Raw genomic sequence first — 21139 nt, forward strand, 5'->3', positions numbered from 1 at the left:
TTGAGCGGGGCATGTGGGCATTCTACTTGCCTCACCCTGCCTTTCGAGAGGCTCGTTGAAATCCCTACCTGGGAACTCAAGAATATTGCACCCGCCCCTCTCCTTCGGAGTCCCCCCATGACCGCCCCCGTCGTGAAGTCCCCCTCGCTCTGGCAGACCCGGCCCAAGCCCCAGGTCACCACTCAGAAGATCACCGCCGCGTGGGATGCCGTCATCGACCGGGGGCCGCAGTCTCAGCCCTCGCTGCTCGCGCCCCTGGCGGCCCAGGCGGGCGCGCGCGCTCCGGAGTTCCTCGCGTCCGAGAGCCTCACCGGCGCGCAGGGCGTGGACGTGGCGCTGGTGGATCGCGCCTCGGGCCAGTGCCTGGCCTTCGCCACGGTGCTGCACGCCGAGGGCTCCGACTTCCAGAACCGCACCCGGCTGCCCACGAAGTCCCTGGAGCAGGTGGCCTACCTCACCCGCGTGCATGTCTCGCCGTCCGCGCCCGCGGGCGCTCAGGCCGTGCTCCTGTACGCCACCCTTCGCTACGCGCGCAGCTGGGGCCGCAACGTGGCCGCCTTCCTCCTGGCGGATGACGACACCCCCACCGCCCGGCGCTACGGCCTCACCGCGCTGCAGAACGTGCCCCGCCTGGACTTGCCCGGCACGGGTGCCTTCCGCGCCAAGGCCCAGCGGTTGGATCTCATGCTCCACCAAGCCTCGGAGGAGGCCTCGAAGGCGGGCCAGCCCCTGGAGCCCACCTTCCTGGTCGCCGAGGTGCTCGACACCATCACCCACCTCTTCCTGGACAAGGTGGGCCAGAGCTCCTTCTTCCAGGCGGTGGACAACGGCACGCTCACGCGCGAGCAGTACGTCTACACGCTCACGCAGCTGCACCAGTTCGTCCGCTACACCACGCGCCTGCTGGGCCGGTGCGTGGGCGCCTCTCCGGACACCGAGCTGCGCACCCACTTCATCCATCACCTCAAGGGCGAGGTGAACCACGAGATCATCATCGAGCGCGACCTGCAGCACCTGGGCGAGGACCCCACGTACGTGAAGGAAGTCGCTCAGCCCAACCTGCCCACGCGCGAGTTCATGTGCACGCAGGAGAGCGCCATCGCCTTCTACAATGATCCGGTGCTGATGCTGGCGGCGCCGCTGGCGGCCGAGGGCGTCAGCGGCCACCTGGGTCAGCTCTTCATGGACAAGATCAACACGCTGGTGGGCTCGTGGGGCGTGAAGGATCCGCAGAAGGCCACGCACTTCCTGGGCTCGCACATCGAGTTCGACGGCGGGGACGACGGGCACTGGCAGGGCAACCTCACGCTGCTGGCCAAGTACCTGCGCACCGAGCAGCAGCTGCGCGGCTTCCTGGCCCTGCTGCGCGTGAGCGTGGACGCCGTGCTGCGCCAGTGGGACAGCTACGTGAGCGACGTGGAGCTGTGGAGCGCCCGGCCCCAGTAGGCCGTGACGCACGCTGACACTCCCAGTCCCAGCTCCGCCCGCTGGGACGCCGAGGAGCAGGACCAGCGCCCTCTCCTCGGCCACCGTCGCGCGGATCCATGACGAAGTCCTGTCATACGGTAAACTCTCCGGCCTTACCCCCGCACAAGGTTCTTCTCCGGGATGGCCGAGATGTCCGCAGAAGTCGTCGATGTCATCGTGGTGGGGTGCGGCCCCGTGGGTGCGATCGCCGCCAACTACCTGGGGCTGCAGGGGCTGCGCACGCTCGTCATCGAGCGTGACTTGTCCACGTTCAGCATTCCGCGCGCCTTCTCATGCGACGACGAGGCCCAGCGCAACTTCCAGGCCGCCGGGCTCGAGGGCGAGCTGGCCGTGGACCTGTGGCCGTGCAAGGACATGCAGTACATCGACGGCGCCAAGCGCGTGCTGGGCACGGTGCCCATCCACGAGCTGGACTTCGGCCTGAGCCACCCGGCCCTCTCCTTCTTCAACCAGCCTCAGCTGGAGGGCGTGCTGCGCAAGGGCCTCGAGCGCTTCCCCCACGCCGAGCTGCGGCTGGGCCATGAGCTGGTCTCCTTCACCCAGGACGCGGACTTCGTCACCACGCAGATCCAGGACCGGCGCACAGGCCGCTCGCGCGAGGTGCGCGCCCGCTACCTGCTGGGCTGTGACGGCTCGCACAGCACCGTGCGCGCGCTGATGGGCGTGAAGATGATGGGCACCTCCTATGAGGAGCCGTGGATCGCCATCTCCGGCACCACCTCCGTGCCCGAGCCGGACTTCACCTATTACGTGTGTGATCCGCAGCGCCCCGGCTTCGTCACCCGGTGCGTCTACAACGAAGTGCGCATGGACTTCCTGCTACAGGAGAACGAGCGCACCGAGATCATGGAGCGCCAGGAGGTCGTCGAGAAGCTGCTGGCGCCGTTCGTGGACCCCAAGAAGGTGCAGCTGCAGCGCGCCTCCGTGTTCACCTTCCAGGCCAAGGTGGCCGAGCGCTGGCGGGACAGGCGCGTGTTCCTGCTCGGGGATGCGGCGCATGTCATGCCGCCCTTCGCGGGCCAGGGGCTGTGCTCGGGCATCCGTGACGCGATGAACCTGTCCTGGAAGCTGGCGCTGGTGTCACGCGGGGCCGCGGGCGACGCGCTGCTGGACACCTACGAGCGCGAGCGCCACCCCCACGCGGTGGACATGATCAAGACCACCATCGCCCTGGGCAAGGTGCTGCTGGCGCGCAACCGGGTGGTGGCCTTCCTGCGCAACGCCCTGCTGAAGGTGCTGTTCCAGATTCCGCGCACGCGCCGCTTCATGCGCAACTACGAGTTCAAGCCCAAGGCGTTCCTGAGCCACGGGCTGATCGCCGGAGGCCAGCGCCGCAAGGGCAACGTCGCCGAGGGCGACTACTTCCCCCAGCCCCAGGTGGCGCTGGCGGATGGAAAGGTGGCGCGGCTGGACGATGTGTCCGGCCGGGGCTTTACGGTGTTCACATCGGCGGATGCGCCAGACACCGTGCGGAAGTCCGCCGAGGCGCTCGCACGCGAAGTGGGAGGCGTGTGGCTGCGGATCCTTCCCGCGGAGCGGGCCTCGGAGGCGCGCGCGGGGGACGTGGTGGACAGCTCCGGCAAGCTACAGGCCTGGTTCGTCCAGTATCAGGCAGATGCGGCCATTCTCCGTCCCGATCGATACGTGTACGGGGCCTCTCAGGGCGCGGGGATCGAGCAACTCCGGGAAGAGCTGCGCCGGTTCATCCACCTGCCGACGGCCGCGCGGGCGGAAGAAGCGCCCTCGCGGGCATTACTTCCGTCGAGCGCCTGATAACCGGACCCAGGGCGTCCCGTCTCATTCCTTCCGCCCTTTCCCGTGTTATTACACAATGCTTGGAGGCCGGGCCTTCCCGTCATAAGGAGTGCCCTGCCGGAGTGAGGAGCGGAGGAGCCAGTGAGTCCCCTTTACAAACTGGAGGTCATTGACCGGGTCATGTTCGCCCGGTACCCCAATCCGCCCTCGAAACAGGATGTGACTGCGGTGCTGCAGTTGATGCAGCAGCACCGCGAGCGGGTGGGCAAGCCGCTGCTCTACGTGGGGATGATTGACTCGAAGTCGAAGATTCCCAACGCCGAGGAGCGCAACCTGCTGAGCCACCTGCTGTCCGAGGGCCGCAACTTCTGCGAGGTGGCGCACCTGGTCATCGAGGGCAGCGAGCTCCAGAACAGCCTTCAGCGCGTCATCATCTCCGGCATGATCATCGTGACGCGCACGTACGACGGGTTCCTGTCGGTGCACAAGAACGTGGATTCCGTGGCGGCGGACCTCCAGAAGCGCCTGGGAAAGGATCCGGCTCCCATCATCCGCAAGGCGCGCGAGCTGGGCCTGGCCACCTGAGGCGCGGCTACTTCTTCTCGAAGGCGAGCGAAGCCGAGTTCATGCAGTAGCGCAGCCCCGTGGGCTCCGGGCCGTCCGTGAAGACATGGCCCAGGTGGCCGCCGCAGCGCGAGCACACGACTTCCACCCGTGACATGAAGTGGCTGTTGTCCTCGTGGAGCTCCACCGCCGCGGGTGAGAGGGGCTTCCAGAAGCTGGGCCAGCCGGTGCCCGAGTCGAACTTGGTATCCGAGGTGAAGAGCGGCTGGCCGCACGCGGCACAGCGGTAGGTGCCCGCCTCGTGGTTGTTCCAGTACTTGCCCGAGAAGGCGCGCTCGGTGCCCTTCTCGCGAAGGATGTAGAACTGCTCGGGCGTGAGCTGCTTCTTCCACTGCTCTTCTGTCTTGGTGACCTTCTCGGGAGCTGGGGCCTTCTCGGCGCTGGGAGCCTTCTCGGCACTCGCAGCCTTCTCGGCCGGCTTGGAGGCGCTCGAGGGCTTCTCTCCCGCGCCCGCGGCGAGGGCCACGAGGGGAACCACGAGCAAGCCTGCCCACCACCACTGTCGTCGTCGGTCCATGCCTCTGGGTACGCGCGAGCGGGGGAGAAGTTACAGACGCGAGGGCCCCCACCCTGGCTGGCAGGGGCCCCAGGTTTCATCCCGTGGCTACTGCGCCTTGGGGATGCGGTCCTCGTTCTGACGGGTCACCATCCAGCCCGGGTACTCGGGGGGCAGGGCGGAGGCGGTGTTGAGCGCGGTGAGCTCCTCGGGGGTGAGCTTGAGCGAGGGCGCCTGAAGGTTGTCCTCGAGCTGCTCCGGGGTCTTCGCGCCGATGATGAGCGTCGTCACGTGGGGCTGGTGCAGCAGCCAGGCCAGGGCCACGCGCGCCACCGAGGCGCTGCGCGCCTTGGCGATGCCATCCATCACCTCGATGAGGGTGTAGGCGCGCTCCTTGTCCACGGGCGGGAAGTCGAAGGCGGCGCGGCGGGCGCCCTCGGGGCCCTGGCTGTCGCGGCGGAACTTGCCGCTGAGGAAGCCACCGGCCAGCGGGCTCCACACCATGAGCCCCACCTGCTGGTCCTTCATCAGCGGGACGAGCTCGCGCTCCAAATCTCTCCCGGCGATGGAGTAGTAGGCCTGGAGGGACTCGAAGCGGGACAGGCCCCGGTGCTCGCTGATGCCGAGCGCCTTCATGAGCTGCCAGGCCGCGAGGTTCGAGGCGCCCAGGTAGCGGACCTTGCCCTGACGGACGAGATCATCCAGGGCGCGCAGGGTCTCATCGAGCGGCGTGACGATGTCGTAGCCGTGGATCTGGTACAGATCGATGTAGTCGGTGCCCAGGCGGCGCAGGCTGTTGTGCACCGAGTCCATGATGTGGCCACGGGACAGGCCCACGTCGTTGACGCCGGGGCCGGTACGGCCGCGAACCTTGGTGGCAAGGATGACGTCCTTGCGCCGGGCCCCGAGCGCCTTGCCGAGCAGCTGCTCGGAGACACCATTGGAGTAGACGTCCGCAGTGTCGAAGAAGTTGATGCCCGCGTCGAGGCTGCGGGAGACGAGCTTGTCGGCCTCGCTCTGGCCTTGGGAGCCGACCACCTTCCAGAAGCCCTCACCACCGAACGTCATCGCCCCGAAGCACAGCTCCGATACGTACAGGCCGGTGCGGCCCAACATCCGATAGTTCACGTGTGTGTCCCCTCGTGTGGAGTGCGGAGGCGGGACTTAACGCGCTCACCGGTGCGGCGCAGCGTCTTCGGGCCTCGGAGAGTCTGGGCGTGTGCACTTCGTGGGCCTGGACCGGGCGCTCTACTGGACCCGTGTGGGAGGCGGATCCTCCTCGGAGCGCTGAAGCTCGGTGAGGAGCCACTCGCGGTACTCGTAGGTGCTGGTGAGGGCCTCTCCCTCGCCGAGGTTCCGGCTGGAGACACCGACGAGGGCTGTGCCACCCGCGCCTTCCCGCAAACAGGGTCCCCCGCTGTCGCCCTTGTAGTGGTGGCCGCCGGGCTGCTCGATGCGCATCCGCCCACCGCCGGAGGACAGCGCATCGGTGACGCGGTTCCGGCTGACGCGCCGCTCTCCATCGTAGCGGCGAGCCAGCTCGTCATAGCCGGTGCCCACGATGACGACGGTCTCGTTGACCTCCACGTCCCGGTTCGCCAGAGGCAGCGGCCGGAACTCTTCCTCGAGCGGCTCCTTCAGGACGATGACCGCGATGTCAGCGTGGCTGGCCGCCACCTCGCCATGCTCGTCCAGGAGGATCCTCAGCTCTGGGTGAGGCCTGACTTCGCCCTCGTAATAGCTGGGGCGTGCTGGCACCTGCTCGTCGAGCATGAGCACCGCGGGTTCGTAGAGGGTTGTCTGCACCTCGGCGGTCTTCGCGCAGGCGGAGCCATCGATGATGTCCCGGGGGCCTCCGGGCTCGGAGGTGACCTGCCGGCGCGGGCAGACACAGTGGCCCGCGGTCAGGATGAGCCGGCGTCCAATGATGGCTCCGCTGCAAGTCCCTCTGCGCTCGGGGTTGAACCGCGCGGTGATCAGCACGGCGGACGCGTAGCGATTGGCGGCGTCCACCCGGCCCGCGAGCTCCATCAAGCGAGGACCTCCTTCTGCTTCTGCGGCCTTCTCGGCCGGCGGCTCTCGGGTGGGCTCGACGCCTCCCGAGCGCTCCTCCGTGGAGGCCGTGCCGACGTGCCTTCCCAGCCGCTGCATCCGCTCCTGACAGCCGTCACACGCCAGCAACGTGGCCAGCACGAGCGTGGCCAGGGCGAGCCTTGTCCAACCTTTCATCATGAGCACTCTCGTTGCGTCGCGAGCGGTAACTCCGCTCACGGGGCCCGCACCCTACCTCATGGGTGGCCTTGGCAACACCCTCCCCATGAAGTCCCACGGTGCTCCGCTGGTTGCTCAGGGGCTGTGCAGCCAGTGACCTCCGAGGTAGGGAGATGGAGGGGTGCAGCCATGAGGAGCCGTGCGCCCTGGCGCAGCGAGGACGGTCATCCGCCTGGGGTGCGTCACAGCACGTGGGCGGCGCGGGCCTCCTCCAGCGTGTACTCCCGCCCGACAGTGGTGAAGGGGCCTGTCTTTTGGATGAGCCACGCACAGGTGCCCGGAGGCAGGTAGAAGTCCTCCTCGAAGGGAGCCAGCCCCAGGTGGCGCAGGTAGTCCTTGAGCATGTCAAAGGTGAACCGGTCCCTCACCCGGCGCGCCTGGTACTGCTCTACTTGCTCGAAAGGGAAGGGCTCACCCGACTCGTCGAAGACCCATCGGCCCCCGTCATTGGAAGCGCCCAGGGAGCGCACCGTGTTGGTGAGCTTCCCCGGCTGTTCCGGGCCGTACACACCCAGCATGACCGCACCATAGCGGCCTTGGTTCCCGCGCAGGGTGTGGGGCACGGCGACCACCCGCAGGCACCGGATGCTCAGCCTCCGGGCCATGGAGCGCATGGGGCTGACGGCATCCGTTCCGGTCCATCCGTTCTCAACGTAGGCGGTCCAGGCGCTGCTCGTCGGGATGAACAGGTGCCGCTGTGTCTCTCCGCTGGTCAGGGGCAGCAGGCTGGAGAGGACTTGCTCCAGGGTGCCTGAGACGGGGAGCACCTCTACGGAGATGCCACGTGGCGTCATCAGCCCTCTCTGCCACGTGGCGAAGGCTTGCGCCGCCTTCTCCGCCCCCAGTTCCAGAAAGCCCATCTCTGAGGTGACAGGCGCCCAGCGGTCCTCCAGCAACAGCCCCTTCATCTCTTGCGTCATTCAGGCACGCCTCTTTCCTCAGGGATGATGATCCGGATGACGGTGGCTTCCGAGTCGTTGGAGGTGAGGCGCGACTGGTGGCCAGGGCCACGGCCCGAAGTAGGTGAGTCGTACTCCACATGATAGCGACGGCCGTTGTAGTCGAATTGCAGATCCGGCCGATTGATCCCCACTCGCTGGCCGTTCTTGGACGTCAGCTGCTGCTGGTTCACACGAATGTTCGTGGCGCCTAGCTCGTCCTGCAGGTACTTAATGTCCCTCTGGAGTTGCGCATTTTGCCTGGGGCTGGGGCTGATGGGACGGTCCGTGTCGCGTGGCCTCGGCACCTTCGGTTTGACGGTGACGTCCTGAAGCAGACGAGGGCCAGCGGGCACCTGCGGCGTTGGGTTCTTGCCCGTGAGGGCTTGGACCAGTTCAGGTGAGGGCGCGAGGATGCCCGGCGCTGGAAGGGGTGGTGCTGGCGCCGGAGTGGGCTCTGGAGCAGGTGCCGCAGTTCTCGGCGGGGCGGGCGGAGCCTCTCTCTTGCCAGGACCCACCGGCTCCACCGGCTCCGGGACATCCCACCCCGTCACGGGCCGCGTGGCGCTCATCAACTTGCCAGCGGCCACGCCCACCGCCAGCGCCGTGAAGAACTCCTGGGCCGCACCGAGCCTGGACACCTCTCGTGTGGTGAACAGCTCCTGGCCGCTGCCCATCTGCCATCCCCGCTCCAGCGCGAAGAAGAGCGGGTTGCTATCCCGCGCCAACCCATACAGCCCCAGGGAGAGCTGAACGGTGGCTGGGTGTGTCAGCACGTAGTGTTTGACGATGCGCCGCCGGTTCTCCCAATGGGAGTACCCCTCGGCGGCGGCGGCTCCTGAGCCCAGCAGCCGCTCCATGGCCTCGGTCTGCTCGGGGGTGAGGCGCTCGGGCGTCACCAGCGGCCACATGCGGATGGGCTCGGGCACCGTCGCCGCGCTCATGGCCTCGGCGTATTTGCGCTCCCACTCGGACAGCGGGTGGGTCCAGTGCTGGATGTCCTCCCCGGGGCCCGAGGCCCACCAGGACAGGACGTCCCCGGGTTTTCGGAGGAGCAGAATCTGCTGAATCACATCCCGCTCGCCGGAGGGGACGTGCGCCACCTCCGCAGGAGCGGCCGGGTGCCCAGCCGTCCTCACCTCTGCTGCGGATGAGGGGCCTGGGCCCTGCGGCTGAAAGACGCCTGCTGGACTGTGGGCAGATTGCTGCGCCCAGGGGCGCTGAGGTGGGGCAAGGGCCGGCGGGCGTGACGGTGCGCCGAAGCCAAAGAGGAGACCTACCCCGAGAGAGACTACCCCTTGGCCTTGCGCGAGCTGGGAGGGCGGGAACGCGTACACGCCAGCAAGGCCCACCTCCAGCCCCAGGCTCCCACGGATGGCGTGCACCCCGACTTCTCCACCAGCGCGGAGCCGGGGAGACATCCAGGGGCGGGGAGTGATGGCCACTCCACCAATGGCCTTGAAGTACAGCGGCCCCTCGCCCGTGAAACGCGCGACCGCGTCCGTGGACAGCTCCCACGCTCCAGCGGAGGTGGCCGGGGGCAGCAAGCTCAAGCGCGCCCCCACCCCCTGGCCTGCTTCCCACAGGCCCCACAGGCTCACGCTGTACGCGGTGCGCGGCGCCCAGGGGCTTCCCAGCGCGGTGCCCTGAGAGATACCCGCCCCTATAACGGCCCGCATCTGGCCCGTCTCGTCAGAGGCGTGCGCCCCGGGCGAGACGAAGACAGCCAGCAGCAAGAGGCTGACAGCCGCATGGAACCGCGAGGGCTGGCGCGATCCCGGGCTCCTCATGCGGGAAACCCTTCGAGGGCTGCTCCTCTGGCGTTGGCGGCTCCTCCGCTTCCGAGGCGCGGAGAGTGTTGGCGCGATCCGTCAGCCACACCCAGGCGCTTCAGCGCGGGGATGCGCGGGCGGCATCCCACTGGGTCCTGAATCATCTTTCGAGCTTCGCCGCACGTGCTGGCGCTGCCAAGTTCTCGTGCGCCTATCGGTCAGGCGCGTGAGGCCACCCTCTTCGAGGAGCGGCGAGCCACAGGAACCGACCGACCCAGGTGCGGATCCCGCACCGTGTCCACGACGGCAACCCAGTCTCCCACCTGGAGGGCGTTATAGAGGGCGATGATGGACGCATCCTCATGGCGGATGCAGCCGTGGGAGACGTCCTCGCCCAGCTTGTCGGGAGCGTTCGTGCCGTGGAGCTCCTCACCCGAGCGCGAGCCATCCGCCCAGGACAGATCAATGAGGCGAGCGCCGAAGACCGGGCCTCCCCACAGTTCCTGCCCCATGGCGCGAGCCGCCGCGAGCCCGTACTTCGCTTTGACCTTCTTCAGGCCGGTGTCCGTCTGGGTCGCTTGCTTGCCCACGGCATTGCCATAGATGCCCTGGCACACTCCCTGCGCGTCAAAGAGGAAGGTGCGGTGCTCGTCCTTCACCACCACCACGCGCAGAGGCTGGCCGTCGTACTGCGGCACGGGGAGGTTGTCCTGCTGGCCGCGCTTCTTCGGCGCCGGGGCCAGCGCGTCGAGGGCATTCAAGGTGTGGATGTCCACGACGCCGGTGGGCTGCACCTTGGGGAAGAACGAGCGGGCGTGCACCTGGAAGTTGCGCACCGCCTTGGCGGACTGCTTCCCGAAGGCACCATCGGCCCCTCCAGGCAGGCTGAAGCCCAGATCGATCAGGGCCTGCTGCACGGCCTGTACGGCTGGGCCTCGACTGCGCAGGGTGAGCGTGGCCTGGCCAGCAAGCACGGCGCCGAGGTCCTTCTGGCCCGCGAAGCGTGCGTTGTGAAGCGTGACAGCCGAGACAAGAGCGTTCGAGCGGCGAGTGGGCATGGGTCACCTCCGTTAAGCGACCGCCGAGGAAGGAGGCTTCGGCATGTCTTCGTACGTTCGGAACTCCCATCCTTCCTTCAGCAGGTCGAAGATGAAAGCCTGGAGATCCTTGGACGTATCCTGGTTCACGTGCATGAGAACGTCCAGGGGCCGGCTCCGCCTGATGGACAGGGGCTTCCAGTCCTGGCGAGCCGGGTAGAACTTCCTCGAGTCCAGCAATCCCCGAGGGGATTTCCAATCGTTGGTGTCCACATCCCACGCGGTGAGCTTCAGGCCCAGCTCGGCCGCCACCTTGATCAGCACCTCGCTCTTGAGCCCCACCCACCCGGCGCCATAGGGCGGACGCAGCCGGTTGGGGCGCACCCCCGAGATCTGGAAGATGACCTCCTGCGTCTTCTGCAGCGACTCGCGGATCTTCGCCTCGGGCAGCTTGGGGAGCGCCACGTGGCTGAAGGCGTGGCTCTGGAGGCTGTGGCCGCGATCGACGATGAGCTTGGCCAGCGCGGGCGCCTTCTGCACCTCCTCTCCCAGCACGTAGAACGTGCCCGTGATGCCGCTGGCACCCAGGACGTCCAGGGTGGTCTTCAGCGCCACATCCTTGCCTTTGTCATCGAGAGGGCCGTCATCAAAGGTAAGGATGAGACCAGGGGTTGCAGCCGTGCCGGGGGAGGAACTCATGGAATGGGCCTCCAGTGGGGGTTAGCGCCTTGATCCAATAGGCGCTGGGGATTTCCGACAGTACCCACCGCACTGCCCGCGCACATCCAGCACCGTGGGGCATCTCAGTGTGTGAAAGGCGAAGCGTCCTCGCTCGGTTCTCACCGCTCTCCAGCGCGTGGACTCCTCGGGATCGGCGCCGCAGCGCCTCGCACCGGGCTCTCATGGTGCCCGTGCCCAGGACCTCCGAACGTGCCCGGCCACGGCGCCTCCGCGGGCCGGAGCCCCTCGAGCGGGAAGCGCTGGAACCGCCCTCGGCTATACGCGAACGGCGGATCGCACTCGCCGCACGTCTCCGCCCCGTCCATCAGCACCATGCTCCCAGGCCCCAGCTCGAACAACTGAGGCAACGTGCGCGGCGCATACGCCAGCGTGCACTGGAAGGCCTCCGAGCCATCCTTCGCTCGCACTCCCACCAGCGTCGGATTCAGCCCTACCGAAGCGAAACCCAACACCAGCGTCTCCACCCCCTCGCTCCCCCGAGGCAGCGTCTCCGCCAGGCGCAGCTCCTTCGAGATGAAGCTCTCCCCCTCCTCCAGCCGGTACGTCCACGCCGGCTCGAACTCCGGCACCGTGTAGCCCTTCAGCTCCGGTGAGTTCACCACCCCGGCATCCGGGTTCACGGTCGTCCCCGCCGGGCTCGGCACCACCACCTGCCGCGTCGCCACCGCACGCCCCAGCACCGGCAGCGTGCCCACTTCCGCCCCATCCAACGTCCGCAGCGCCGAGCTGGCCCGCTCGGGCATCAACATCCCTCGCACCAGCCCCAGCTCTCCGCCCCCCATCGGGAGCATCCGCCGCCACCGCTCCACCCCATCCGAGGAGTACGCCACCACCAGCGTCGGCGACCCCGGCATCAGCGGCGCCCCCGCGTTCACCGTCGGCGAGAACGTCACGTACAGGTCCCCCACCACGTCCGACGCCAGCCCGAACGGGTGCGGGTGGTTGCACTCCTGCAACAGCGGATCCGTCAGGTGCGCCGCCGACACCAGCCCGCCCTTCGCGTCCAGCACCACCAGGAAGTACATCCGGCACAGCGTCGAGCTCTCCTCCTCCGCCGGGTACGCCTCGAAGAGCGCTGCCAGCCGGTCCGGTGCCATCACCGCCAGCCGCGCCATGAAGAGCGTGCCGTTCGTCAGCTGCCTCAGGTCCGGCCGCGCGTCCGCCAGCGTGAAGCTCCACCGCACCGCACCCGTCGTCTTCTCCAGCAGCGACACCTGCCCCTGCTGCGGAAGATCCATGCACAGCAGCCGCGCGTTCCACAGCATGCAGCGCCGCGCTGTCCCCCTCGCCACCCAAGGCGCGTCCCCCGCCGCATCCTGCACGGGACTCGCGAAGAACCCCGACAGCGTCACCTCTCCGTCCGGCCAGATCATCATGTCGTGCAGGTCCAGCGCGTGCGCATCCGCGTCGAACGTCCAATTGGGCGTAAGCACCGTGGGCGGAGGCCTCGCGCACACCGCTCCATCACACCGGCCCTCGCCCTGGCACGGCGTCGACGGCGCGCACACGAAGCCGTCCGGCAAGTCCTGCACCGTGCACGCCCCGTCCACGCACACGTCCGCCACCTCGCACCCGCGCCGAGCCCCACAGAACGTCCCATCCGGCGCCTTCGCCAGCCCGCACCCTGTCATCGGATCGCACACGCCCACCCGGCACACCCCATCCCCCGGGCACGGAGGCGCGGGCACTGCCTGGCACCCATCCAGCGGGTTGCACACGTCCGTGGTGCACGCATTGCCGTCGTCACATACCCGCTCGCGGCCCTTGCACCGGCCCGCCGCGCATGTGGCCTCCACGAGGCACGCGTTCCCCGGATCACACACCGTCCCGTCCGGCAGCGGCTCCTCCACGCACTGCTCCAGCGCGAGGTCGAAGCGCGTGCTGTGGCACGCCACCGGTGTGGCGCACGGAGGAATCGCCAGGCCCTCTCCCGTCAGCACCAGCGTCACCTGGCCACCGCCCACCGCCGTGCCCTTCAACGTGGCGGAGAACGGACCCGGCGCCGTGGGCGCGAACCTCACCCGCACCTCGACTTCCTCCGAGCCCACCCGTACCGGCAGCCCCTCCACCGTGAAGGGCGCCTCCACCTGCGTCCACGCCACCGTGAGCGGCGCTCGCCCCGCGTTGGAGACCTTCACCCGCTGCTCGCGGCTCACTCCTATATAGGTGGTGGGAAACGCCACGGCTCCGGACGACAGCCGAAGCCGTCCCTGCGAGCCCACCAGCGGCGAGTCGTCATGGCAGCCCGCCCCGAGCACCGCCGCCGCCAGGCCCACGAACAGCGGGACCCACATGGCTCCGGCCACTGTCTTCGAGCATCCCATCGTGAACCTCGTCTGGAGGCGTATAGTCCTCCCCGCCGCCGGGCGCGAGGGCTCCCACTTCCGTCTCCTCGCCCGCATGTCGGCCAGACACTCCTCGCGCCCCGAGGATTCACGATGGCTCACTTTCCCTGCCCCGGAGTCGCCATGTCCCTGCTCCGCCTGCTCCTCGTGCTCGCCGTGGCGGGACTCGCTCTCTCCGCTCCCCCGGCCCTGGCGGTGGATGCACCCCCGCAGATGACCTTCCAGGGACGCCTGCTGCGCACGGATGGCTCGCCGGAGACGCTGCCGCAGGATCTGCGCTTCGCCCTCTATGCCACCCCCAGCGGCGGCGCCCCGCTCTGGGAGGAGAGCCACCCCAGCACCGCCATCACCCAGGGCTACTACTCCGTGGTGCTCGGCACCTCGACGCCCCTGCCGGCCTCCGTCGTCAATGGACAGGCGCTGTACCTGGGCGTGTCCCTCGTGGGCCAGTCCGAGCTCACCCCGCGACTCACCGTGGCCTCCGTGCCCTACGCCCTGCTCGCCAACACCGCCAACAACAGCCTCACCCTCCAGGGCCAGCCCGCCAGCGCCTTCGCTCCCTCCACCCACACCCACCCCGCGGCCTCCACCACCGCCAATGGCTTCATGGCCGCCGCGGACAAGACGAAGCTCAACGGCCTGCCCTCCAGCTTTGGCGCGGGGCTCAGCCTCACCTCCGGCACCCTCTCCGTGGCGCTCGGCTCCAGCGGCAGCGCCACCACCGTGGCGCGCTCGGACCACACCCATGCCTCGCCCTCGCTGGCATGCACTTACCGCACGGCCACTGGCAACATCGACACGGGCAAGAACTCCACCGCCTGGTGCGCCGCCACGGAGACCCTCCTGGGTGGCGGGTGCTCGAACCTGAACGGAACTTCCACCGTCCCGGGGCCCACCTTCGGGCCCACCAACGTCGCCACCGTGGACGGCTCCACTCAAACCCCCGGGCCTGCCTACACCTGCCGCGTGCCCAACCCTCCCACAGGCGCCTCCATCCCCACCGCCTACGCCATTTGCTGCCGCATCCCCTGATCGCTCCACCCTGGGGCACCCGAGGCGGGCATTTTTTCAGGCCCCGCAGGGACAGCTGTAGCCAAGTGCCTGAAGTCCTTGGATCAGCCAAGGGTACGATTCTCGCATAGCCCCTGGCGCATGGACCACGTTGAACCCAGCGATGTCGCACAGAGCTACGAGCAGCCTCGGGCCTTCACTGTGCTCATTCCTCGGGCCCTGCAGCCCACCGTGAACGCTCTGCCCTCGGAGGTGCGCCAGCGCGTCCTGGCCGAGCTGTTCCGCCTGGCCTCGCAAACCACCCAGGAGCGCGCGGGCCAGTCCCACGGCTTCACGTACGCGATGCGGATGGAGATCGCCGACTGCGCGGTCACGGTGGAGATGGATGATCCGCGCTCGCGGCTCATGCTCACCGGGCTGACCTGGCAGCCTCCCTCCCACCATTGAGCGAGGGTCTTCCGGTGTCGCTCTCCTCTTACTATCGCCCTGATCATCTCCATGAGGCCCAGCAGCTGGCCTCCCTCGTCGAGCAGCTCCGCGAGCGCCTGGGTGCGGAGCCGCTGCCCAGTCCTCAGATGGCCGATCAGCTCGAGGACGTGCTGGGCCGGCTCGTCATGCGCAACCAGCGGTGGCGCGTGCTGCAGAAGCTGGAGCGCATCGGCAGCTCCCCCGAGCACATCGAAGCCATCCGCGACGTGCTGTCCCGGCTGGACGCGGAGCTCCTCCGGGAGCTGCCCGTGCTGCTGGAGCAGCTGCGCGTGTGCCACTGAGCACGGGCACTCCTCATTGATGGAAGTGAATCAGAACGCGCCGGGATGCAGCGTGTGCGTGGGGCCCTGGAGCGCCGCACCGCCCACGCCTCCGAGGCTCGCGGGCCCCTTGCCGCCCGGTGAGCCCGCCCCCGGTGCCAGGCCCTGCGCCTCGCTGCGCACGGGGCCCTCGCAAGAGCCGCTGCGGCAGCCTTCGAGCCCCTGGCACGGCTGGCCGGGTCCACACGCCTGCTGCACGCACGCCCCGCTCCGGCACACCTGGCCCGAGGGGCAGGACGTCACCGCCGCGCACGGATCCGTGGAGGCCAGGCACGTGCCCGCGCGGCAGACCTCGCCCGAGAGACAGTCGGAGGCCCCGCTGCAGGCCAGCGCCTGACACGCCCCGTCCCGGCACACCTGCTGCGAGGGGCAGCGCACCGCCGCGCAACCGGCGACGGGAACACAGCGGCCCTCCGGACCACAGCGCTCGGTGGACTCGCAGTTGTAGTCCCCCGTGCACGCCACGCTGCGGCAGGAGCCATCCGCCCGGCAGACCGTGCCCTGGGGGCACTTCACGCCGATGCAGTTGTCGAACACGCACACGGAGTCGGCACAGCGCTCCGTGGGGTAGCACGCCGTGGAGCCTTGCGAGCAAGACACCCGCTCGCACGTGCCCGCCCGGCATCGCTGGTCGCCCGAGCAGCTCACACCCAGGCACGCCACCTCCACGCAGGAGTCGCGGTCACAGACTTGGCCCGGCGCACAGGCGAGGCCCCGGCAGGTGGTGGCCAGGCACCGGCCCTCCACGCACGTCTGCGCCGTGGGGCACGCCACCCCGGAGCACAGGTCCGGCGGCACCAGAGGCTCGGTCTTGTCGCACGCGGCCAGCGCGAGCACGAGCAGCCCCACCACCCCCGGCACCCCGCGAGACGGGCTCATGGCAGCCGCTCCGTGCGATCCGCGGAGGGCAGCTTCAGCTCGGGCGGCTTCGAGAGGACGATGCCCGCCACCACCCCCGCGGCCACCGCCACCCCCACCCCGCCCACCACGAAGGGCCACTTGGGCCGGCTGCGCACCTCCACGGGGATGTCCGTGGCAGGCCGCTCCCGCTCCTCGGCTGGCGGCCCCATGCGCTTGGGCGGCTGGGCTGCGACCACAGCCGGAGGCGGCTCCTCCGTGGCATCGAAGCGGAGCGGGGCCGCGGCACTGCCCTTCTCGAAGAGGACGCCGTGGGCCGCGTCCCTCGCCTCCGCGTAGGCCTCCACCGCCCGCACCGCCGGCGCGGGTGCCAGCACGGGCCCCGACACCGGGCCCTCCGTCTCCTTGAACTGGGATTCCCCCGGCTGCCGCACGAACACGACCACCTTCGTCACCAGGGACGGCGGCCAGTCCATCATCGCCTCCACCTTCCCATCCGGGCGGCGAGCCACCTGCAGCTGGGCGGGAGCCTTGTCCTTCCGCTTCTTACGCGCCGCATCAAAGGGCTTGCGGATCTTCGGCCCCAGCGTGCTGCTCACCGTGGCGTCGGGATCCAGGCTGAGCAGGTCCTCGAAGCGGGCCTGGGCCCGCCGGGTTTGGCCCATGAAGGCCTCGGAGAGCGCCAGACCTTGATAGGTGCGCAGCCGCTCCTGGCGCGTCCCAGGCTCGCGCAGGGCGTCCTGGAAGGCCGCGGCGGCCGCGTCGAACTCCAGCGCGTCAAAGAGGCGCTCCGCCCGCACGAGGGCCCGCTCCTGGCCAGAGACTGGGTCAGGAGCCGCACCAAGGACGACCAGGAGCACGGGGAGGGCCAGCACCACCCGCCCACTCTACCCCGGCCCTGGCCCCGGCCACCGATTCTCTCCCGGCTCCCGGCCCGGCCCGCCTACCCCCGCCCCGGATCCACCCAGGCCTCGATTCCCCACCCCGCCTACCCCTGTGACGAAAGTATTAAGTAGAGAGGATCTAAGTAGTAGTGACAGTAGGTCGCGCTGAGTTGGGGGAAAGTCAGTAAGCCCTGGAGATGACTGATGAAATCCCCTCTCCCCCCTTGTGGACAAGTTGGCGGTTTTCCCCAGGCACCCACAACCCCTGGATCCGGAGGCTGCTTGCCCACAGGGTTCGATCTGTCATCCACAAGACTCCCACAGCTATCCTCTGGGCCCATGTCCACGCCGGGAAACGGGGCGCCGAACGGGTTGTCCCATGATCTCTGACTTTCACCGGGGTGATCAGATCGGCAAGTACCAGATCATCACCCAGCTCTCCGTGGGGGGCATGGCGGAGCTGTTCCTGGGCTTCACCGCCGGCCCGGGAGGCTTCCGCAAGTACGTGGCCATCAAGCGGATCCTCCCGGACGTGCGCAGCAACGAGTCCTTCGAGCGCATGTTCCTGGACGAGGCGCGCATCACCGCCGCCTTCAACCACCCGAACATCGCCCAGGTGTACGAGCTGGGCCGCGAGGAGGACGGGCTGTTCCTGGCCATGGAGTTCATCGCCGGGCAGAACCTGGATCAGCTCACCGCCGCGTACCTGCGCCGCCGCGAGCCCATTCCTCTGGGGCTGAGCGTGGCCATCATGAGGGACGTGTGCCTGGCCTTGCACTACGCGCACACCTTCACGGATCCATCGGGCCGGCCCAGCCCCATCATCCACCGCGACGTCGCGCAGAAGAACGTGATGGTGACGTACGACGGCGTGGTGAAGCTGCTGGACTTCGGCATCGCCAAGGCGCGCAACAGCTTGGACCAGACGCGCGCGGGCATGGTGAAGGGCACGGCGGGCTACATGTCTCCGGAGCAGGTGCGGGGGCAGCCGCTGGATGGGCGCAGCGATGTGTTCTCCGCGGCCGTGGTGCTCTGGGAGCTCATCACGGGAGAGCGGCTCTTCGCGGCCAAGACGGAGCGCGAGGAGATGGCCAGCATCCTCAAAGCGCCCATCGCCTCGCCACGCCACCGCTCGGAGACGGTGCCCGAGGCGCTCGCGGAGGTGGTGCTCAAGGCGCTCGAGAGAGATCCGAAGCACCGCATTCCCAGCGCCAAGGAGATGGCACGGGCGCTGGATCAGGCCGCGGGCCCGCTGATGCTCGACACGGATCAGCGTGCGGCGCTGATGCGGCAGCTCTTCGAGAAGAAGGTGGCCTCCACCCGGGCGCTGCTGGAGAGCGCGGATGACGTCGTTGCCGGGAAGGGTGACGCTGGGGCCGCGGCTCAGGAGGAGTCCGCCGCGAACGTGAAGGTGGAGACCGCGCTGAGGGTCGAGGCCGCGCCGAAGGCAGAGCCCGCCTGGAAGGAGCCTTCTCCGAAGAAGGCCCCACCGCCTGCGCCTCCTCGGCCCGCGGACACGGATGTGGACAGTCGGGCGCGGCACACGGAGGCCCGAGCGGCTCCGACGACGCTGCAGGCCGCTTCTGCTCCCAGCGAGAACAAGACGCTGAACACCGCGTTGTGGGTGGCGGTGCTGGGCTGCATCGTGCTGGGCGGCAGCTACCTGGCGATGACGCTGACGCGCACGCTGGACGCGGACGTCAAACCCGAGCCCACGTTGCAGACGTTCCAGGACCCTCGGCTCAAGGTGTTCCCCGAGCCCGGCCAGCCCGTGGACCCCGCGGGCCTGACCACCGATGGGGGTGTCCCGGCCAGTGCCACGGCCGCGGCGGATCCGAAGGACAAGGACAAGGACGACGACAAGCCGTCAAAGCCTCGGGGACCGCAGGGGAAGATGACCCTCATCATCAACCCGGAGGCCGAGGTGTTCCTGGGGAAGCGCTCGCTGGGGAAGACGCCGCTGTTCAACGCGACGCTTCCCGTGGGCACGCACCTGCTGCGAATCGTCGGGCCGGACAAGAAGGCGCGGATGCTCTCGGTGCCCATCGAGGCGGGGAAGACGTCCAAGCACCGCTTCGCGCTGAAAGACATACCCGAGGCTCACTGAGAGGGATCCGAGGCTCGAGATCCAAGAGAAAGTAGCCTGAACGCTATGAAGCGCCCCCATGCCTTCCTCTGCCTCATGGTGTGGGCTGCTGCGTTCGCCAGTTGCGGCGGCTGCGGAGAGCCTGTCCCCCCTCCCGCAACCGAAGCGCCGGTAGCGGGAGAAGAAGAGCCGGTAGCGGGGGAAATGGTGGGGGTCCTGCCTCTACAGGAACCCGATGACATGCTGTTGGACAACCGGCGCGTGCTGCTGTCTGGGGAGATAGATGACTCCAACCGCTACCTCGCGGCGGTTAGTGTCACCGTGTCCTCCGGAGAGCGGACGGTGATGATATGCAGCGGCGCGGCCCTCAGTCAGCGCGTTGTGCTGACGGCGGGCCATTGCGTGTGCCCTTTGCGGCAGGCAGTCCCTGGCGCCGAGCAGGGCCAGGAGATCAGTGATGCGTCGTCATGCGCCACCTCTGTGGATGCAGCGATGATGCTCTACGATTCCCCCTCTAAGGTCCGCGGCATCATCAGAAGTTGGTCGGCGCCGTTCTCCACCGGCACGGTGCGACCGCACCCCGAGCTGAAGGTGGTGGTCGATGAGGAGCGTCACGTCCAGGAGAGCCATGCGGATCTCGCCCTCATCGTGCTGGACGAGCCGCTCAAGGTTCCTGGCTTGCCCCTGTCCAACAAGGAGGTCCGAGTGGGCGATGAGGTCCTCATCGTGGGGTACGGCTACGATGAGACCTCCGATTGGTTCGGCTCCGAGAGACGCTTCAGCATGAACACGGTGACACGGCTCGCGACGCCCAAGGACGAGCGCGTCCTCATCCGTCAGCCAGGAGGACACCTCTACAGGCAGGACAGCGGCGGCCCCTGTCTCCGCCAGGGTCCGCACGGCCCCGAGCTCGTGGGGATCTCCAGCCGTTGGCTCGGGGAGGGAGCGTCCTTCACCAGCACCTACGGCTACCGCCGCTGGCTGCGCGACGAGGTGAGGCGTGCTGAAGCGGCGGCCCGCCCGAGGAAGGAGCCCCAGTGAGCGCGACGGTTTCATACAGATCCCTGACTGTCCTCATCCGCTGGCTGGGGCGCGTGGCGCTGCTGCTGGGCTGCGCGTGTGGCGCGAGTGCTCCAGCCGAGAGACAGACCGCGGCTGCCTACGTGCCGGCCGAGATACAGCCCGAGATGGGAGAGTCCATCATCTCCAAGGGCTCGCTTGACACGAGCAATCGGTACAAGGCGACGGTTCTGGTGGACGGCGGCAGGGGCCCTTGCAGTGGCGTGCTGGTGGCTCCTCGCGTGGTGGTGACAGCGGGCCATTGCGTCTGCTCCCCACACAAGGCGACGCCTGCGGACGCGCCAGCCAGGGCCCTCATTGACAAGACCACCTGTGCACGGACTGCGACCATCGCGGTGATCACCTATCGGCCGAAGGAGAAGCCCATAGGCCATGTGCTCAGTGGCGCCATCCGGCCGAATGAGAAGCTCAGGATCCTCTATGACGATGACGGAAAGGAACTTGCCAGCCAGGCGGACCTCGCGGTGATTGCATTGGACAAGGCTCCCCAGGGTGTTACGCCCATCCGGATGGCCAGGGCGGAAGTCCGCTACGCCGAGGCGGTCACTCTCGTGGGCTTCGGCGCGACCGAGTTCGCGGAACAGCAACGCGACCAGCGGCGATACGGCTTCAATGAGGTGGCGACCCTCGCGGAAGACGGGGCCACGTTCATCGTGGGCAAGTCCATCGAAGTGCGGCGGCCTTACAAGCCCAAGGAGCGCCTCCTGGTGAGGCAGGAGGCCTCGTACAGCCTCTCGGGGGACAGCGGAGGCCCTTGCCTGCGCGAGAGCGATGGAGCCATGGAGCTGGTCGGCATCGCCAAGACGCACTACGGCGGCGGAGACCTCGTCCAGTTCTCCGAGTACACGAGTACCCTCTTCTACCGGGCGTGGCTGCTCCAGGCCATTGCGGACGTTGAGCGGCGCGAGACGGATTGAGCTGGGTTAGCCTGCGGCTGGAAACCC

The 21139-nt window shown here is 68.5% G+C and carries 19 protein-coding genes; 9 read left to right on the forward strand and 10 right to left on the reverse strand.

Annotation, left to right across the window (positions count from 1 at the left end; all coding sequences use genetic code 11):
* The first annotated feature begins 117 nt into the window (after positions 1-117).
* The 3 genes from DB31_RS18490 (at position 118) to DB31_RS18500 (ending at position 3828) form a co-directional block, all read left to right on the forward strand.
* Positions 118-1446: a hypothetical protein gene (locus DB31_RS18490; protein ID WP_044189339.1), complete on the forward strand. Its 1329-nt coding sequence runs from the start codon at positions 118-120 to the stop codon at positions 1444-1446.
* A gap of 171 nt (positions 1447-1617) precedes the next feature.
* Positions 1618-3261, forward strand: coding sequence for a bifunctional 3-(3-hydroxy-phenyl)propionate/3-hydroxycinnamic acid hydroxylase MhpA (gene mhpA, locus DB31_RS18495; protein WP_169787069.1), 1644 nt, complete (start codon positions 1618-1620; stop codon positions 3259-3261).
* Positions 3262-3384: 123 nt separating this feature from the next.
* Positions 3385-3828 carry a DofB protein gene (locus tag DB31_RS18500; RefSeq protein ID WP_157232043.1) on the forward strand — a complete coding sequence of 148 codons (444 nt, stop codon included), beginning with the start codon at positions 3385-3387 and terminating at the stop codon, positions 3826-3828.
* A gap of 7 nt (positions 3829-3835) precedes the next feature.
* Here the strand turns inward: DB31_RS18500 and msrB are convergent, their stop codons facing one another.
* The 8 genes from msrB to DB31_RS18545 all read right to left on the reverse strand — a co-directional run bounded on the left by msrB (position 3836) and on the right by DB31_RS18545 (position 13416).
* On the reverse strand, positions 3836-4384 hold the full coding sequence (gene msrB / locus DB31_RS18505; protein WP_044189343.1) for a peptide-methionine (R)-S-oxide reductase MsrB: 549 nt from the start codon (positions 4382-4384) through the stop codon (positions 3836-3838).
* Positions 4385-4471: 87 nt separating this feature from the next.
* The gene (locus DB31_RS18510) at positions 4472-5491 is read right to left on the reverse strand and encodes an aldo/keto reductase (RefSeq protein WP_044189346.1); all 1020 of its coding nucleotides are present in this window, start codon (positions 5489-5491) and stop codon (positions 4472-4474) included.
* Positions 5492-5611: 120 nt separating this feature from the next.
* Positions 5612-6595, reverse strand: coding sequence for a trypsin-like serine protease (locus tag DB31_RS18515; RefSeq protein ID WP_044189350.1), 984 nt, complete (start codon positions 6593-6595; stop codon positions 5612-5614).
* Between the two features lie 221 nt (positions 6596-6816).
* The gene (locus DB31_RS18520) at positions 6817-7554 is read right to left on the reverse strand and encodes a hypothetical protein (protein WP_044189352.1); all 738 of its coding nucleotides are present in this window, start codon (positions 7552-7554) and stop codon (positions 6817-6819) included.
* Positions 7551-9362 carry a hypothetical protein gene (locus DB31_RS48885; protein WP_157232044.1) on the reverse strand — a complete coding sequence of 604 codons (1812 nt, stop codon included), beginning with the start codon at positions 9360-9362 and terminating at the stop codon, positions 7551-7553. The genes DB31_RS18520 and DB31_RS48885 overlap by 4 nt, the downstream gene beginning before the upstream one ends.
* A 200-nt stretch (positions 9363-9562) precedes the next feature.
* Complete coding sequence (locus DB31_RS18535; protein ID WP_044189359.1) at positions 9563-10402, reverse strand: L,D-transpeptidase family protein; 840 nt, start codon at positions 10400-10402, stop codon at positions 9563-9565.
* Between the two features lie 12 nt (positions 10403-10414).
* A complete protein-coding gene (locus DB31_RS18540; RefSeq protein WP_044189361.1) occupies positions 10415-11080 on the reverse strand; it encodes a polysaccharide deacetylase family protein in 666 nt (221 codons plus the stop codon).
* A 140-nt stretch (positions 11081-11220) separates the two neighbouring features.
* Positions 11221-13416, reverse strand: a complete 2196-nt coding sequence (locus DB31_RS18545) for a hypothetical protein (protein WP_044190108.1) — start codon at positions 13414-13416, stop codon at positions 11221-11223.
* Between the two features lie 174 nt (positions 13417-13590).
* On the opposite strand from DB31_RS18545, the gene DB31_RS18550 reads away from it, so the two are divergent.
* The 3 genes from DB31_RS18550 to DB31_RS18560 all read left to right on the forward strand — a co-directional run bounded on the left by DB31_RS18550 (position 13591) and on the right by DB31_RS18560 (position 15248).
* Positions 13591-14499 (forward strand): hypothetical protein, encoded by a 909-nt coding sequence (locus tag DB31_RS18550; RefSeq protein WP_044189363.1) that lies wholly within the window; start codon positions 13591-13593, stop codon positions 14497-14499.
* Positions 14500-14619: 120 nt separating this feature from the next.
* Complete coding sequence (locus DB31_RS18555; protein ID WP_044189366.1) at positions 14620-14925, forward strand: hypothetical protein; 306 nt, start codon at positions 14620-14622, stop codon at positions 14923-14925.
* Between the two features lie 14 nt (positions 14926-14939).
* Positions 14940-15248, forward strand: a complete 309-nt coding sequence (locus tag DB31_RS18560; RefSeq protein WP_044189369.1) for a hypothetical protein — start codon at positions 14940-14942, stop codon at positions 15246-15248.
* Positions 15249-15278: 30 nt separating this feature from the next.
* On the opposite strand, the gene DB31_RS18565 is transcribed toward DB31_RS18560, so the two are convergent.
* On the reverse strand, positions 15279-16166 hold the full coding sequence (locus tag DB31_RS18565; RefSeq protein ID WP_044189372.1) for a hypothetical protein: 888 nt from the start codon (positions 16164-16166) through the stop codon (positions 15279-15281).
* Complete coding sequence (locus DB31_RS18570) at positions 16163-16945, reverse strand: hypothetical protein (protein WP_157232045.1); 783 nt, start codon at positions 16943-16945, stop codon at positions 16163-16165. Before DB31_RS18570 ends, DB31_RS18565 begins: the two co-directional genes overlap by 4 nt.
* Positions 16946-17408: 463 nt before the next feature.
* Here DB31_RS18570 and DB31_RS18575 point away from each other — a divergent pair, with 463 nt between their 5' ends.
* The 3 genes from DB31_RS18575 (at position 17409) to DB31_RS18585 (ending at position 21112) form a co-directional block, all read left to right on the forward strand.
* A complete protein-coding gene (locus tag DB31_RS18575; protein WP_044189376.1) occupies positions 17409-19136 on the forward strand; it encodes a serine/threonine-protein kinase in 1728 nt (575 codons plus the stop codon).
* A 219-nt stretch (positions 19137-19355) separates the two neighbouring features.
* Positions 19356-20156: a trypsin-like serine protease gene (locus tag DB31_RS18580; RefSeq protein ID WP_169787070.1), complete on the forward strand. Its 801-nt coding sequence runs from the start codon at positions 19356-19358 to the stop codon at positions 20154-20156.
* Positions 20153-21112, forward strand: coding sequence for a trypsin-like serine protease (locus DB31_RS18585; RefSeq protein WP_157232046.1), 960 nt, complete (start codon positions 20153-20155; stop codon positions 21110-21112). The genes DB31_RS18580 and DB31_RS18585 overlap by 4 nt, the downstream gene beginning before the upstream one ends.
* The last annotated feature ends 27 nt before the right edge of the window (positions 21113-21139 follow it).

Source organism: Hyalangium minutum, from assembly GCF_000737315.1.
Classification (GTDB): Bacteria; Myxococcota; Myxococcia; order Myxococcales; family Myxococcaceae; genus Hyalangium; species Hyalangium minutum.

Coding starts and splice junctions, on each gene's coding strand:
- DB31_RS18515 (WP_044189350.1), bottom strand. CDS start 6,595: ATGATGAAAGGTTGGACAAGGCTCGCCCTGGCCACGCTCGTGCTGGCC.
- DB31_RS18535 (WP_044189359.1), bottom strand. CDS start 10,402: ATGCCCACTCGCCGCTCGAACGCTCTTGTCTCGGCTGTCACGCTTCAC.
- DB31_RS18580 (WP_169787070.1), top strand. CDS start 19,356: ATGCTGTTGGACAACCGGCGCGTGCTGCTGTCTGGGGAGATAGATGAC.
- DB31_RS18545 (WP_044190108.1), bottom strand. CDS start 13,416: ATGTGGGTCCCGCTGTTCGTGGGCCTGGCGGCGGCGGTGCTCGGGGCG.
- DB31_RS18490 (WP_044189339.1), top strand. CDS start 118: ATGACCGCCCCCGTCGTGAAGTCCCCCTCGCTCTGGCAGACCCGGCCC.
- DB31_RS18555 (WP_044189366.1), top strand. CDS start 14,620: ATGGACCACGTTGAACCCAGCGATGTCGCACAGAGCTACGAGCAGCCT.
- mhpA (WP_169787069.1), top strand. CDS start 1,618: ATGTCCGCAGAAGTCGTCGATGTCATCGTGGTGGGGTGCGGCCCCGTG.
- DB31_RS48885 (WP_157232044.1), bottom strand. CDS start 9,362: ATGAGGAGCCCGGGATCGCGCCAGCCCTCGCGGTTCCATGCGGCTGTC.
- DB31_RS18565 (WP_044189372.1), bottom strand. CDS start 16,166: ATGAGCCCGTCTCGCGGGGTGCCGGGGGTGGTGGGGCTGCTCGTGCTC.
- DB31_RS18550 (WP_044189363.1), top strand. CDS start 13,591: ATGTCCCTGCTCCGCCTGCTCCTCGTGCTCGCCGTGGCGGGACTCGCT.
- DB31_RS18540 (WP_044189361.1), bottom strand. CDS start 11,080: ATGAGTTCCTCCCCCGGCACGGCTGCAACCCCTGGTCTCATCCTTACC.
- msrB (WP_044189343.1), bottom strand. CDS start 4,384: ATGGACCGACGACGACAGTGGTGGTGGGCAGGCTTGCTCGTGGTTCCC.
- DB31_RS18575 (WP_044189376.1), top strand. CDS start 17,409: ATGATCTCTGACTTTCACCGGGGTGATCAGATCGGCAAGTACCAGATC.
- DB31_RS18520 (WP_044189352.1), bottom strand. CDS start 7,554: ATGACGCAAGAGATGAAGGGGCTGTTGCTGGAGGACCGCTGGGCGCCT.